At 70.4% G+C, this 12,821-nt stretch carries 11 protein-coding genes and 4 pseudogenes; 7 read left to right on the plus strand and 8 right to left on the minus strand.

The window, feature by feature from the left end:
- The 3 pseudogenes from ACFWWR_RS46785 to ACFWWR_RS46795 all read left to right on the plus strand — a co-directional run.
- Positions 1–149 (plus strand): annotated as a pseudogene (locus ACFWWR_RS46785) (IS3 family transposase); the annotation flags it as partial.
- A 31-nt stretch (positions 150–180) separates the two neighbouring features.
- Positions 181–402: pseudogene (locus tag ACFWWR_RS46790) on the plus strand (ABC transporter permease); the annotation flags it as partial.
- A 51-nt stretch (positions 403–453) separates the two neighbouring features.
- Positions 454–633: pseudogene (locus tag ACFWWR_RS46795) on the plus strand (sensor histidine kinase); the annotation flags it as partial.
- Positions 634–1,067: 434 nt separating this feature from the next.
- Here ACFWWR_RS46795 and ACFWWR_RS46800 read toward each other — a convergent pair.
- Positions 1,068–3,371, minus strand: a complete 2,304-nt coding sequence (locus ACFWWR_RS46800; RefSeq protein ID WP_384310498.1) for a transglycosylase domain-containing protein — start codon at positions 3,369–3,371, stop codon at positions 1,068–1,070.
- 646 nt (positions 3,372–4,017) lie between these two features.
- Between ACFWWR_RS46800 and ACFWWR_RS46805 the strand changes: the two genes are divergently transcribed.
- A complete protein-coding gene (locus ACFWWR_RS46805; protein ID WP_384310501.1) occupies positions 4,018–4,809 on the plus strand; it encodes a hypothetical protein in 792 nt (263 codons plus the stop codon).
- 43 nt (positions 4,810–4,852) lie between these two features.
- Here ACFWWR_RS46805 and ACFWWR_RS46810 read toward each other — a convergent pair whose 3' ends face one another.
- From ACFWWR_RS46810 to ACFWWR_RS46830, 5 genes are read right to left on the minus strand one after another with little or no spacing between them, the layout of a single operon-like run.
- Positions 4,853–6,211, minus strand: coding sequence for a sensor histidine kinase (locus ACFWWR_RS46810; RefSeq protein ID WP_384310504.1), 1,359 nt, complete (start codon positions 6,209–6,211; stop codon positions 4,853–4,855).
- A 29-nt stretch (positions 6,212–6,240) separates the two neighbouring features.
- Positions 6,241–6,903, minus strand: coding sequence for a response regulator transcription factor (locus ACFWWR_RS46815; RefSeq protein ID WP_384310506.1), 663 nt, complete (start codon positions 6,901–6,903; stop codon positions 6,241–6,243).
- Positions 6,857–7,588, minus strand: a complete 732-nt coding sequence (locus ACFWWR_RS46820; RefSeq protein ID WP_383872690.1) for a phosphatase PAP2 family protein — start codon at positions 7,586–7,588, stop codon at positions 6,857–6,859. The genes ACFWWR_RS46815 and ACFWWR_RS46820 overlap by 47 nt, the downstream gene beginning before the upstream one ends.
- On the minus strand, positions 7,585–8,190 hold the full coding sequence (locus tag ACFWWR_RS46825; RefSeq protein ID WP_383872686.1) for a phosphatase PAP2 family protein: 606 nt from the start codon (positions 8,188–8,190) through the stop codon (positions 7,585–7,587). The genes ACFWWR_RS46820 and ACFWWR_RS46825 overlap by 4 nt, the downstream gene beginning before the upstream one ends.
- Positions 8,187–8,855, minus strand: coding sequence for a DedA family protein (locus ACFWWR_RS46830; RefSeq protein ID WP_384310508.1), 669 nt, complete (start codon positions 8,853–8,855; stop codon positions 8,187–8,189). Before ACFWWR_RS46830 ends, ACFWWR_RS46825 begins: the two co-directional genes overlap by 4 nt.
- A 115-nt stretch (positions 8,856–8,970) precedes the next feature.
- Here ACFWWR_RS46830 and ACFWWR_RS46835 point away from each other — a divergent pair, with 115 nt between their 5' ends.
- Positions 8,971–9,342, plus strand: coding sequence for a BlaI/MecI/CopY family transcriptional regulator (locus ACFWWR_RS46835; RefSeq protein ID WP_383872681.1), 372 nt, complete (start codon positions 8,971–8,973; stop codon positions 9,340–9,342).
- Positions 9,339–10,268, plus strand: coding sequence for a M48 family metalloprotease (locus ACFWWR_RS46840; RefSeq protein ID WP_383872679.1), 930 nt, complete (start codon positions 9,339–9,341; stop codon positions 10,266–10,268). Before ACFWWR_RS46835 ends, ACFWWR_RS46840 begins: the two co-directional genes overlap by 4 nt.
- A 762-nt stretch (positions 10,269–11,030) precedes the next feature.
- Here the strand turns inward: ACFWWR_RS46840 and ACFWWR_RS46845 are convergent.
- Together ACFWWR_RS46845 and ACFWWR_RS46850 are read right to left on the minus strand one after the other, a co-directional pair.
- A complete protein-coding gene (locus ACFWWR_RS46845) occupies positions 11,031–11,867 on the minus strand; it encodes a hypothetical protein (protein WP_383872676.1) in 837 nt (278 codons plus the stop codon).
- Positions 11,864–12,229: a response regulator transcription factor gene (locus tag ACFWWR_RS46850; RefSeq protein WP_384310509.1), complete on the minus strand. Its 366-nt coding sequence runs from the start codon at positions 12,227–12,229 to the stop codon at positions 11,864–11,866. The genes ACFWWR_RS46845 and ACFWWR_RS46850 overlap by 4 nt, the downstream gene beginning before the upstream one ends.
- Positions 12,230–12,249: 20 nt before the next feature.
- Between ACFWWR_RS46850 and ACFWWR_RS46855 the strand changes: the two are divergent.
- Positions 12,250–12,525: pseudogene (locus ACFWWR_RS46855) on the plus strand (ABC transporter permease); the annotation flags it as partial.
- Positions 12,526–12,821 lie beyond the last annotated feature (296 nt).

The raw sequence follows: 12,821 nt of genomic DNA on the forward strand, positions 1-12,821 counted from the left end.
TCTGGGCCACCCGCCAGGAGTTGCGGATCGCGATCGTCACCTGGATCGAGCGGACCTACCACCGGCGCCGACAGCAACGACGCCTGGGCCGATTGCCCCCCGTCGAGTACGAGACCATCATGACCCCACCCGCAGCTCTGGCTGCATAAACCCCGCTGTCACCCGATCATGCAGCAGTCCCTGGCCGCCCTGATGCTGATCCCGGGACTGATCTCCCTGCTGCCGAGCTCCTGGCAGGACGACATCAGCCCCTACCTGCCCTCCAACGCGGGGGAGTCGATGTTCGCGCTGACCCACGACTCCACCAGCCTGTCGCCGGGCGCCGGACTGCTGGTCTTCCTCTGCTGGGCGGCGCTGGCCCTGGGCGGCGCGGCGTACCGGCTGGCGCGCGCCGACGTCTGACACCCGCATCATGAACAGGTGACGTCCGTGACCACCGATGACATCAGCGGGATGGGACCGCTGGTCGCCCGTCTGTCCCGGGGCGGCCAGCGGTTGCGGCAGGCCGACCGGGCACATCCATGGGTGCTGGACACCGGGGTCGTGATCGTGGTCTTTCTGATGTTCTGCCTGCCCGACCTGCTCCATGGCGGTGCCGACGACGGCGACGGCCCCCGCCGGTTCCGGCTCGCCTGTTCGGCGACGTGGTTGCCGTACAGCCCGTAGATGTGTCCAAGCGTTCCTGTTGTTCGCCGATCACCAAGCCGAGGCTGTGCAACAGTCGCAACTGGTGCGAGCAGGCGGAAGCGCATGGCGGTGCGGGCCGCTCCGGAGAGCAGTCCATGAGGCCGCGACGCGGATATCCTCTCGACCGCGCGACGAGTGCCCGCAGCTGATCCGGAAGGAGACTCGGCCGCCCCCCGCCGCGCAGGCGGCCACCGGCCGGCGGGCGCAGTGCCCTGGGATCCGGGCACTGGACGAGCTTCGCGAAGGGTCCGTGGCGGTGCGCCTGTTGGCGGAGCCAGGACCTTCAGCGGTACGCGTTGCCCGTTAGGTTGTGCAGTTTCTCCGCGCGGCCAGCGTGGCATTGGCGGGCTGCGGTGAGCCGCTTCAGTCGATCCCCAGGGTCATGGGTGTGGTGATGGGGCGCCACCGCTGCCTTGTTTGCCGCCTCCTGGGCCGAAGAGGCCGCCTGGCGGACTGGGGCTGGTCGCCGAGGGGGAAGGTGTGGCGGCGGTGGGGGAGGTGCACCCCCCAGGGATGTCGCTGCACGGCGTGATGGACGGGGACGGTGCGGGTGTGCTGGGTGATGGAGTGCTTGAGGGATTCTCGGTAGGAGTTGCCGAGGGGGTGGGGGACGGCGCACCGTTCTCGTCATCACCCTTGCCGAGGGAAGGTGCAGGCGGGAAGGGCTGCACCGGCTGGCCCTGGAGTGCGGCGGACATGTAGCCGAGCCACACCTGGGTGGGCATGTCCGCTCCGAAGACCTTGCTGTACCCGCCGACCCCCGACATGGACTTCAGGCCCGAGTTGCCGGAGCCCTCCTTGAACATGGTGACCGCCGTGGACAGCTGCGGGGTGTAGCCGATGAACCAGGCGGACTTGTAGTCGTCCGTGGTGCCGGTCTTGCCGGCGGCGGGGCGTCCGAGGGCCAGGGCGTTGGTTCCGGTGCCGTGCTGGACCACGTCCTGCAGCACGTTCGTGATGGTGTCGGCGGTCGAGGCGGGCATGGCCTGCGTGCCGGCGGGCGGGGTGAACCCCGGTAGCTGCCGGCCACCGTCGAGCACCTTGGTGACCGAGTAGGGCTCGTGGTGAACCCCGTTGTCGGCGAAGGTGCCGTAGGCGTCGGCCATGCGGATGGCCGACGGGGTGGAGGTGCCGATGTAGAAGCCGGCGGTGTCGTACTGGAGGCTGCTGCGCAGCAGGCCGGCCGCCAGTGCCTCGTTCTCCACGTGGTCGTACCCGACGTACTCGCCCAGCTGGACGTAAGGGGTGTTGACCGACTGTTCCATGGCCTTGCGCAGGGTGATGTAACCCCACTTGGTGGGGACGTCGTTCTGCTGGTGGAGCAGCCCGGTGGGGTCGCTGCCGTCCGGGAGGTACTGTCCCTGCTGGTTCTTGATCTCGATGCCGTCGTCGCCGTCGAACATGGTCTCCGGCGTGATCGGCGACGGCGGCTGCCCGGGGGAGAGGACTGCGCCGTGGTCCAGGGCGGCGGCGAGGTCGAAGGGCTTGAAGGTGGAGCCGACCGGCACGCCCGCGCTGTCGGCGTTGTCGGTGTAGTGGCCCTTGTTCCATCCGTCACCGCCGTACAGGGCGACGATCGCCCCGGTGGCCGGGTCGACGGAGGAGGCCCCGACCTGTACGTTGCGGTCCGCCGGCCGGTTCTTGGGGTCCAGGTGCTGCTTGCGCATCTTGGCCACGGAGGAGCTCAGTTCGGCGACCTGGTTCTTGTCGAACGTGGTGTGGATCTGGTAGCCGCCCTGATTGAGCTGCTGCTCGGTGATGGACGAGTGCTGCTCGATGTACTGCTCGGCGGTCTGGACCAGGTAGCCGAGCTGACCGCTCGTCGAGCCGGAGGCGGTCATCGGTTTCGGCACCGGGAAGCCCTTGCGCAGATAGGCCTGTTCCTGCGTGGCGCTCAACTTGCCGATTTTGACCATCCGCGCCAGTACGTACTTCCAGCGGGCGGTGGCTTGGGCGCGGGCCTGCGGGTCGTCGGCGTTCATCATCACGCTCGGCTCGTTCACGGTGGCGGCCAGGAACGCTCCCTGGCTGACGTTCAGCTTCTCCACCGGGAGGTGGTAGTACGCCTGGGCGCCGGCCTCGATGCCGTATGCGCCGCGGCCGTAGTAGTTGCTGTTCAGATAGCCCTGCAGGATTTGCTGCTTGCTCAGACTGTTGCCGATCTTCAAGGAGATCATGATCTCCTTGAACTTGCGCGTCAGGGTCTGGTCCTGGCTGAGGTAGGCGTTCTTCACGAACTGCTGCGTGATGGTCGACCCGGACTGCACCTGGCCGCCTTCAGCCATGTGGTAAAGCGCCCGGAGAATGCCCTGCGGGTCGACGCCCGGGTCGGTGTAGAAGGACGCGTTCTCCGCCGCGAGGAAGTCCCACTGCACATCGGACGGAATCTGCGACAGGTTCACGTTCTGCCGGTTCACCTGGCCCACGCTGGCCATCTGCGAACCGTCCGACCAGTAGTACACGTTGTTCTGCAGCTGGGCGCTCGGGTTGACGCTCGGGATCGACACTGACGCGTAGGCGAAGCCGACCGCGGCGGCCGTGCCGCCGAAGAACAGCACGAAGACGGTCAACAGTTGCTTCCAGGACGGCAGCCAGCGCCGCACACCGCGCCTGCCCGCCCGCGGAAAGTCGATCAGCCGCCGCTTCCCGGGCGCCCCGCGCCGGGAGGAGGCGGGCGGACGCACACCCGGGCCGCGCCTTGCCGACTTTCCGCGCGACGATCGCCGGTTCGCTGTCTGGGCGGCCCTGCGTATCTCTGCTCGGGTCATCCGGTGCTGCTCGCTCGCAGGCTCCCTCTCCTGCTGCCCTGGAGAGGGCTCGGAATGGCCCCAGGGCTCCCGCGCAGGAGGTCGGCCACGGTAATCGCTCATCCTTGCTGCCTTCAGTGAGATGCGCATGCCGGAGTTGGTCCTCCGGCACTGTTGGCGCCCCCGCCCGTGCAGTGGTTGCCGCGGAAGCCCCGGAGTACGGCCCCGAGGCCCGGCGCGACAGTTGCACGCGTTCCTTGTCATAAGAGGCGTAATGGCTCGGTTCCGTTGCCTGTCCTAGTCGGCCGAACGGTCAGCCGACAGGCCGCGCCGCCGTCCGTGCGGGAGACGGCTCCGCCCTACGGGAGTGTTCGACCGTCAGTCCCCCATGGCGGTCGCAGGTGAACGGCCCGCTGGAGACCAGCGGTACCACCCGCCGCAGACCGCTTACCAGCGCATCGGCCACCGTGTTCAGGTTGTGTTCAGGTTCGGACGAGCCTTGGGCAACTCGAGCACCAGAAGCGCCAAAACTCCGGCAAAGGGGTCTGAGGAAACCAGCGGGCATCGTGTCATCGTGCCTGCCATGACGACAGATCACCTCACTCACCAACGGCCCCCGGGTCACATACGACACGTGGCGAGCAAGGTGCCGGAGGTGACCGTCTACTTCTGGATCATCAAGGTGCTGACGACCGGGATGGGAGAGACGGCCTCCGACTTTCTGGCGCATGCGCTCGGCCCGATCCCCGCTGTCGGTCTCGGGGGTATCGCCCTGGTGGCTGCCCTGGCGGTGCAGTTCGCCGTCCGGCGGTACGTGGCCTGGATCTACTGGACGGCGATCGTCATGGTCAGCGTGTTCGGCACGATGGCCGCCGACACCCTGCACGTCGGCCTCGGCGTGCCGTACACGATCTCGACCCCGTTGTTCATGGCCGCGCTGGCCGTTGTCTTCGCCCTCTGGTACCGCAGCGAACGCACCTTGTCCATCCACAGCATCCACACCCGCCGCCGCGAGATCTTCTACTGGGCCGCCGTGCTGGCCACGTTCGCGCTGGGCACCGCCGCGGGCGACCTCACCGCCACGATCGGCCTCGGCTACCTGGGCTCCGCGGCCCTGTACGCCGCGGCGATCGCCGTTCCGGCCGTTGCCCACCGCTGGGGCAGTTTGAACGCGGTGGCCGCGTTCTGGGCGGCCTACGTCATCACCCGGCCGCTCGGCGCCTCCGTAGCCGACTGGATGGCCGTCAGCCACCACCGAGGGGGACTGAACCTGGGTCTGGGGCCGGTCACGTTGTCCTGGACGGTGGCCATCCTCGGTTTCGTGGGCTATCTGGCCATCTCCCGCAAGGACATCCAGCACGGCCTCATGCCGTGATGCCGCACGGACCGGGCATGGCTTTCGAACCGGGCGGCCACCGTCACCCGGCAGGGAGGCTGACCATGAACCGTGCGCCCGGTGCGTGTCCGGGGTCGTATGTCACCTCGCCGCCGGCGGAGCGGGCCAGGCGTCGTGCCAGGGGCAGTCCCAGGCCGGCACCGCTGTGCCCGTCGCCCGGGTTCGCGCGTTGACCGGGCTCGAAGAGCTGTCCGGCGAACGGGGGCGGTACGCCGGGCCCGTCGTCGATGACGTCGACGCGTACGCCGTCGGGTGCGCGATACGCGCGGACGGTGACGCTTGAGTGGGCGTAGCGGCAGGCGTTGGTGAGGAGCGGGCTGACGATGCGTTCGAGGAGGACGGGTGGGACTCCGGCGTCCAGGTGAGGGCCGTCGACGTTGATTGCCAAGTGGCCTGGCTTCTCCAGGAGTTGGAGCAGGTGACGCAGTGTGGGCAGGACCTCGGCGGTGCCCGGAGCGGTGAGTGTGCCGTCGCGGGCGTCGTTCAGGAGGGTGTCACAGATGCTGCGCATGGACTCGGCGGCTTCCGCGATGACCCTGTGGGTGGCCCGGGTCTGGTCAGGCGAGCGGGGGCGGGTCTGCCACCAGTCGAGTTCGGCGATGATCCGGCTCAGGGGCGTACGGAGCTCGTGCGACAGTTCTCCGGTGAGCTGCCGCTCGTGGCGCAGGACCGTGCGGATGCGGTCCAGCAGCGCGTCCAGGGACGTACCGAGGCGGGCGAGTTCGGCCGGGCGCCGCGTGCCGCCGAAGCGTTCTTCGGAGGCGACGGCGCTCCACTGGGTGGCCTGGTCGGTCATCGTGCGCACGGGGCGCAGCGCGCGGCCCACCGCCAGCCGGGTCAGGGCGTAGGTGCAGGCGAGCATGACGGCGTCCAGGGCGAGCGATCCCAGGAGCAGGGTGTCGGCCGAACTCCGGTAGGGGGAGAGGTCCAGCGCGGTGACCACGGTGGCTTCGCTGGTGTTTCCGGGTAGGCCGGGCACGGGTTGGGAGCACAGCCGTAGGGGGTGGCCGGGAGCGGTGGCGGTGACGCAACGCCGCCCACCGCGCCGGGCGAGTCTGTCAGCGACGCGGGTCACGGGGCCGGCTGCCGGCGGTGCTTCCAGCAGGCGTCCGCCGGCGTAGATCCATACGTTCGCGTCGAGGAGGTTGTCGTGGGGGGTCTCCAGGACGCGTACCGCCGTGCCGCTCGTGTCGACGGTGGTCGCGACGGCGGCGGCACGGCTGTGCAGCTGGTCGTCCGCCTGGTGTTGAAGGCGTTGCTGGGCCACGGTGTTGAAGGTGACGGTGAGGATGACCATCAGCAGCGTGGCCGTGGTGAGGGCCACCAAGGACAGCCGGCCGCGCAGCGTGCGGGGCGTCAGCCGGTACAGGAGAGCGGTCATGACAGGCCGTGGCCGGTGACGGAGAAGGGTCATGACAGGTGGTGGCCGATCCCGCGGGCCGTGCCGATTGTGCGGTCGCTGCCCGCGTCGCGCAGCTTGCGGCGCAGCCGGGTCAGGTACTGGTCGAGGGTGTTGTCGCTGACCTGGGCGCCCTCGGGCCAGCCCGCCCGGACCAGCTCGCGGCGGCGCACGATGCCGCCGGACGCCGCCATGAGCGCGGCCAGGAGACGGAACTCGGTCGGTGTCAGCGCGATCCGGGTGCCACGGAAACTGACCTCGTGCCGGACGGCGTCCAGTACCACCTCTCCCGCTGTGGTCGCGGGTCGTGGTGCGGTCCGTTTGACCGCTGCCCGCAGGCGGGCAGCGAGTTCCGTGAGGTGGAACGGCTTGGGCAGATAGTCGTCGCCCCCCGCGGAGAACCCGGACAAGCGGTCGGTAAGTCGGTGATGGGCCGTCAGGAAGATGATGGGGGAGAGCAATCCGTTGGCGCGCATGGCCTGGCAGACGTCCCGCCCGTCGGCGTCGGGCAGTCCGACGTCGAGTACGGCGCCGGCGATGTCGTCGGCGGCCAGCCGCAGGGCGGTGGCGCCGTCGGGCGCGGGGACCGTGTCGAAATCCTCGTCGCGCAGTCCGCGCACCAGCACGTCACGCAGGGCGTGATCGTCCTCGACGACCAGGATCTTGTGGCGCATGGTCCTCCCTCGGTTCTGGTGCCGTGTCCGTCGTGCCGGGTATCAATCGCTCGGGCAGCCACCAGGCCACTGCGCACAGGCACACGCCCAGCCAGCCGAGGGCGAACAGCCAGCCGGCGAGCACGTCCGTGAACCAGTGCACCCCGAGGTAGACGCGGGTCAGTCCGACCAGCGCGCCCCAACCGCCGAAGGCCAGGGTGAGCGGCGTCGTGCCGCGCGGGCCGCGCACGCGGACGGCGGTGACGAGCAGTCCGGCGGTGAGGGCCGCGGTGGTGGTGTGACCGGACGGGAACGCCCACCCGGAGGCGTGTGCTGCCCAGTCCGCGTGGGGCGGCCGGGGCCGGGCGACGAGCGTCATCACCTCGTACCGCAGTGCCTGGCCCGTGCCGAGGCAGGCCAGACAGAGCGCGACGGCCATCATCCGCTGCCGCAGCGTATGCCCCGCGATGATGCCGGCCAGTACGGCCAGCAGATACGGGACAACACCCGTCCCGGTGGCGGTCAGCCCGCGGGCAAACGCCACCATCACGTCCGGCCGGTGGCCAACGGACCACGACAGAAGGTCACTGTCTCCGAACTGCGGCACGCCGTCGCGACCGATGACGACCATGGTCAGTACGCCGAACCCCGTCCAGGCGCCGAGTGCGGTGCTGCCGGCCAACTCGGCCACATCGCCGCGCTTCATGCGGCCATCAGCAGTGGACGCAGCCGGGAGGCCATGATGCGTCGGGCGAGGGCCTGCGGAGTCCGCCGCAGGGCGGCCATCGCGAGCAGCGCGACCAGGGCGCCCACTGCGATCCCCGCCACCACGTCGTGGGGGTAGTGCGCGCCGACCCAGACGCGCGAGGCCGCCATCGCACAGGCGGCCACCACGGCGGCCGCGCCGAGCCGGCGGGAGACGAACAGCAGGGCGACGGCCGCCGCGGCGGCGATGGCCGCGTGGTTGCTGGGAAAGGACCAGTCGCCGGGCGCCGGACACGCCTCCAGCGTGGTCTCGTGCAGGCTCTGGCAGGGCCGGTCCTCGCGCACCAGCAGCTTCAGCCCCGTGTTCACCCCGTAGGCCACGACCACGACGAACGGCACGGCGAGCGCGATCAAGGACGTCGTGGCGCCCGCCCGCCGGGCATGCCACCAGCCGATGACTATGAGCACGGCGAACAGCCCGAGTCCGTACGTCGACCAGGCCGACACCGCGTCGTCCAGCCACGCAGGGGAGTGCCGGGCGAGGTCCACCACGTCGGTGTAGGCAGGGCCGTCGATCGACGAGCCGTTGAAGGCGAGGATCATCCGCGTGCCTCCTTCGCCTTCGCGTCCCGGCGTGAGCGGTACACCTCACGGGCGAGCGGAATCAGTGACAGGGCCACGATCACGGCGACCATCGGCAGCAGATAGTGGTCCACATTTGGTACGGAGGAGCCCAGCGCGTATCCGGCCAGGGTGAGCCCCAGACTCCACGCCAGTCCGCCCGTCACCTGCCAGACGGTGAACGTCCGTACCGGTACGCCCAGCGCGCCCGCCATTGGGTTCAGCACTGTCCGCACCACCGGAACGAAGCGGGCCAGCACGATCGCCTTCGCATACCCGTAGTGCTCCAGCAACTCCTCCGCCCGTCTCGCCCCCTCGTGCAGGCGGGCCCATCGGCTGCGGGCGAGCAGGGCGCCGCCCGCCTTCCGGCCGAGGTGATATCCGCACTGCGAGCCCGCCAGAGCACCCACCGCGGCGGCGACCGGCAGTGGGGCGAGCGACAGCTTCAGGCCGCGGTCGGCGGTGCCGGTGCACAGCAGGCCGGCCGTGAACAGCAGCGAGTCGCCGGGGAGGAAGAAACCGATCAGCAGGCCCGTCTCGGCGAACAACACCACGCCCACGCCCGGCGTGCCGAAAGCGGACAGCAGCGACCGGGCATCCAGCACGTTGACAGCGAGCTGCGTCGATAGGTGCACGGGTGTGGTCATCGTCGAGAATCCCTTCGTCCGGACCATCGGATGCAGCGGACCGGCACCCGACAACGACTACAATGCTGTAGACGGTCTACTGGACTGTAGACGATAGTGGGGTGAGGAACGTTCCATGACCGATGCAAAGGACGAGAGGCGGCCGGCGGGCGAGCTCGAAGCCGCAGTCATGGCCGCCCTGTGGGCCGCCGGGGCCCCGCTCACCGCAGGCCGCGTGCAGACCGAACTCGGCTCCCAACTGGCCCGGACGACGGTGACGACGATCCTGACCCGTCTGCACGAGAAAGGCGTCGTCGGCCGTGATCGCCAGGGGCGCGGCTACGCCTACTTCCCCGTGCAGGACGCCCCCGGCCTGACCGCCCGGCGCATGCACACCGAACTCGACCGGGACACCGACCGCGAGACGGTTCTGGCGCGCTTCGTCGCCCAGCTCAGCCCCGACGACGAACAGCTTCTGCGCCAGCTGCTGGAGGGTGACGAGCAGTGACCGCTCTGCTACTGGTACCGCTGCTCCTCCCCTTCCTCGCGCCGGCGCTGGCCCGCCGCACCCTCGACCGTCTGACTCCCGTCACCGCACTGTGGGTCCTCACGGCCTCTGCTCTGGCCCTGGCCGGCGCCTGTGTGGCCGCTCTCGGCGCCCTGGTCCTGACCGGACTGCTCAAACTGCCCGCCTTCGCCGCCCTCGGCGAACTCGTCCACCCCCTGCGCACGCCGTCGGACTTCCTCGTCGTCCCCGCGGCCATGGCGGCCGTCGGAGTGCTCACCCTCAGTGCCTGGAGCCTCGCGCGCTCGGCCCTCCGCCAGGCCCGACTTTTCCGCAGCGCACGCACGCAGGCCGACCGCCGCCCCGCAGCCGGCGACCTCTGCGTCATCGACTCACCCCACCCCGACGCATACGCCCTGCCCGGACGGCCCCACCGCATCGTCGTCACCAGCGCAATGCTGCGCAGCCTCGGCCCCGCCGAACGCGAAGCCCTCTTCGCCCACGAACGCGCCCACAACCAGGCCGGCCACCACTACTTCCTGGCCGCCGCCGAACTCGCCGCCCACTGCCACCCCGCCCTGCGCACCATCCGGGCCACCATCCGGCTCGCCGCCGAGCGGGCGGCCGACGAGGCCGCCGCCACCACCCTCGGCGATCGGCGCCTGATTGCCACAGCCATCGCCCGGGCCGCCCTCGCCGGCCAAGCCTCCCGCTCCACCCGCCCCGACTTCGCACCCGCGGCAACGACCGGTCCCGTTCCCCAACGCGTCGCCGCCCTCCTCACGCCCCCCGAGCGGCGCTCGCGCGCCACGCGCTGTACTGCGCTTCTCCTCGCCGCCTGCGCGCTCCTGTCGGTCTGCGCCGGGGCAACCGGCGTGCTTGCCTTCCATCACCAGGTCGAAGTTGCCCAGGGAGAGGAGAGCCACTGACCGGCCAGGCAACCAGGGGAGGCCGTCGCCTTTGAGGAACGCATCCGCAGTACGACCGCAACTCCGAACCGGCCTGAGCGCCTCGGTGGACGGGCTCCTGGGCATCCGCGGTGCTGTGGCACGAGCGGCGGGAGCCGACTTGTGAGCTCCGCCCCTCAGTCGGATCGTCGCCGAGCTGGACTGGTGGTGCGGCGGCCCGTGCTCGGCTGCCGAGACCGGGTGGCTCGCGCGGTCATCCCCCGACGCCGTCGAGCCCATGCGCACCGCCTGGGACACAAGGATCTCGGCCGTGCCGCCGGCAGCGGAGGCGTCGTAGCCGCGGCCGCTGGTCAGCCTAACGACTGGACGCCGCTGGCCCCTTGGCCGTCACGGCCGCCGTCGACGGCGCGGACGGGCACCGGAGGCAATGCCAAGAGCCCTCCTCGAACGCATCGTCAGCCCGCTGGTCGTCGGTGCCCTGCGGTAGGCCCGGCCGAACGGCGCCGTCCGTGCTCGCCCGGCGGCCAATGGCGTACGCATCGACGTCACGGACGACGGACCGGAGGTGTGTCATTTCGCGTTTGTCGGACAGCTCTTCCCGCCCGGCCGCCGTGCCGTCACGGACGACGGACACGGCGGAGCGGGCCTGGGCTGCCGCTGGCGCGGCGCCTGGCCCGCTCCGCCGTGGAGTGGGGTGTCTTACCACGCCGGACATGCACCCGGCGCACGGTTCCTGGTCGGCCTGCTTGCGGGCTACCGTGCTGCCCGCAGGCGGGCGTGCGGTCATGCTGCCGGCGCGTGCTGCGGCTCCGGTTCGATGGCGTCCCTGCGGGTGACCGCCAGGTACACCACCAGGCCGAGGATGACCGTGAGGAACAGTGCGCTGGTGACCACAGTACCCAGGCCCAGGCCGCCGTCGCCGGTGGGCTGGGAGAGGTAGTCGCCGACCGAGGCGCCCAGCGGGCGGGTGAGGATGTAGGCGATCCAGAAGCTCCACACCGCGTCCAGGCCGAGTGCGAAGTGCGCGACGGCGACCGCTCCGATCGCCAGCGCGAACAGGACGGCGGCGAGCCAGTATCCGAGGTTCATGCGCTCGGAGACCAGGTCGCCGGCCGCGGTGCCGAGAGCGAAGGTGAACAGGACCGCGAGCCAGTAGAAGGACTCCCGGCGGGTGGTGTCGACGCTGTGGATGGACAGGGTGTGCTCGCTGCGGTACCAGGCGGCGAACACGACCACCAGGACGATCGCGAATACCGTGGTGCTGGTCTCCAGCGGTACGCCCATGTTGTCGGTGAGGTTGTCGCTGATGAGGGTGCCGACGACGCTGATCAGGGCGACGGCGAGCCAGTACACGCCCGCCCGGTAGGCGCTGGTGCGGAACTGCACGACCAGCACCCCCGCCAACAGCACGCTCATCAGCAGCGACACACCGGTCAGGCCCAGGCCGGCCTTCTCGTTGAGCAGGTCGGCCGCGGTCTCGCCCACCGTGGTGCACAGCACCTTGATCACCCAGAAGTACACGGTGATCTCGGGAACCTTGTTCCAGCCAGGGCGGGAACGGCGGCGGTGGCCGGGTGTGGCAGCGGCGGGGCCGTGGACCGGCGGGAACTCGGATGTCATGCAGCTGACGGTGTCACCGGGAACCTGAACACATCCTGACTGCCGTAGCGGTGCTCACGGTCGCGCAGCAGGCAGCGGCGGGCGGCGGTGTCTACGGTCAGGTCGCCGAGCCGGAGGGGTCCCTCCTGGGGCGAGGCGGGCGGGCGGCGGCGCAGATGGGCACCCAGGCGGGCCAGCAGGACGGTGAGACTGAAGGGTTTGACCAGGTAGTCGTCGCAGCCCGCGTCGAGACCGGCGATCACGTCGATCTCCTCGTCGCGCGCGGTGAGGATGACGATCAGCAGCTCGGGGAAGCGGGCGCGCAGCCGGCGGGCGAGATCGAGGCCGTCGGCGTCGGGCAAGCCGGGGTCGAGCAGGACGATGTCCTACACCGTCCGCTCGGGTCAGCCCCAGCGCCGAGGCAGCCAGCAACAACGCGCTGCCGCTGGTCCTTCTGCCGCTCATCTCCAGCGCCTTCGTGCCGGTCGACGCGATGCCGGGCTGGTTCCAGCCGATCGCCGAGTACCAGCCCTTCACGCCCGCCATCGAGACCCTGCGCGGGCTGCTGCTCGGCACCGAGATCGGCAACAACTGGTGGATCACCATCGTCTGGTGCCTGGGCCTCGCGGCGCTCGGCTACCGCTGGTCGAAGGCGGTGTGCAACCGCGACCCGAAGTGACCGCGCCGACTGCCTCCGGCAACTCGTCCCGCCCGAGGTCGGCGTACTCCGACACCGCGTCGGCGTACGCCGCCCCGGCGGCGTTCTGTCCGTACCCGCCTGGCCCCGGGGTGAGCCGGGGAAGATCCATGGAGTCACGGCGTGGAGGCGTCAGCACCTGTCGCTCGACCGTCCTACGCGATCGCCGTAGTGGACAGGTCGGGTTCCGGCGGTGGCGGGTGGCTCGCCGCCGTGGGCAGGCTCAGCACCATGGTGAGGCCGCCGCCCGGTGTGTCCTCGGCGTGCAGGGTGCCGCC

Source organism: Streptomyces sp. NPDC058678, assembly GCF_042714835.1.
In the GTDB taxonomy this organism is placed as follows: domain Bacteria; phylum Actinomycetota; class Actinomycetes; order Streptomycetales; family Streptomycetaceae; genus Streptomyces.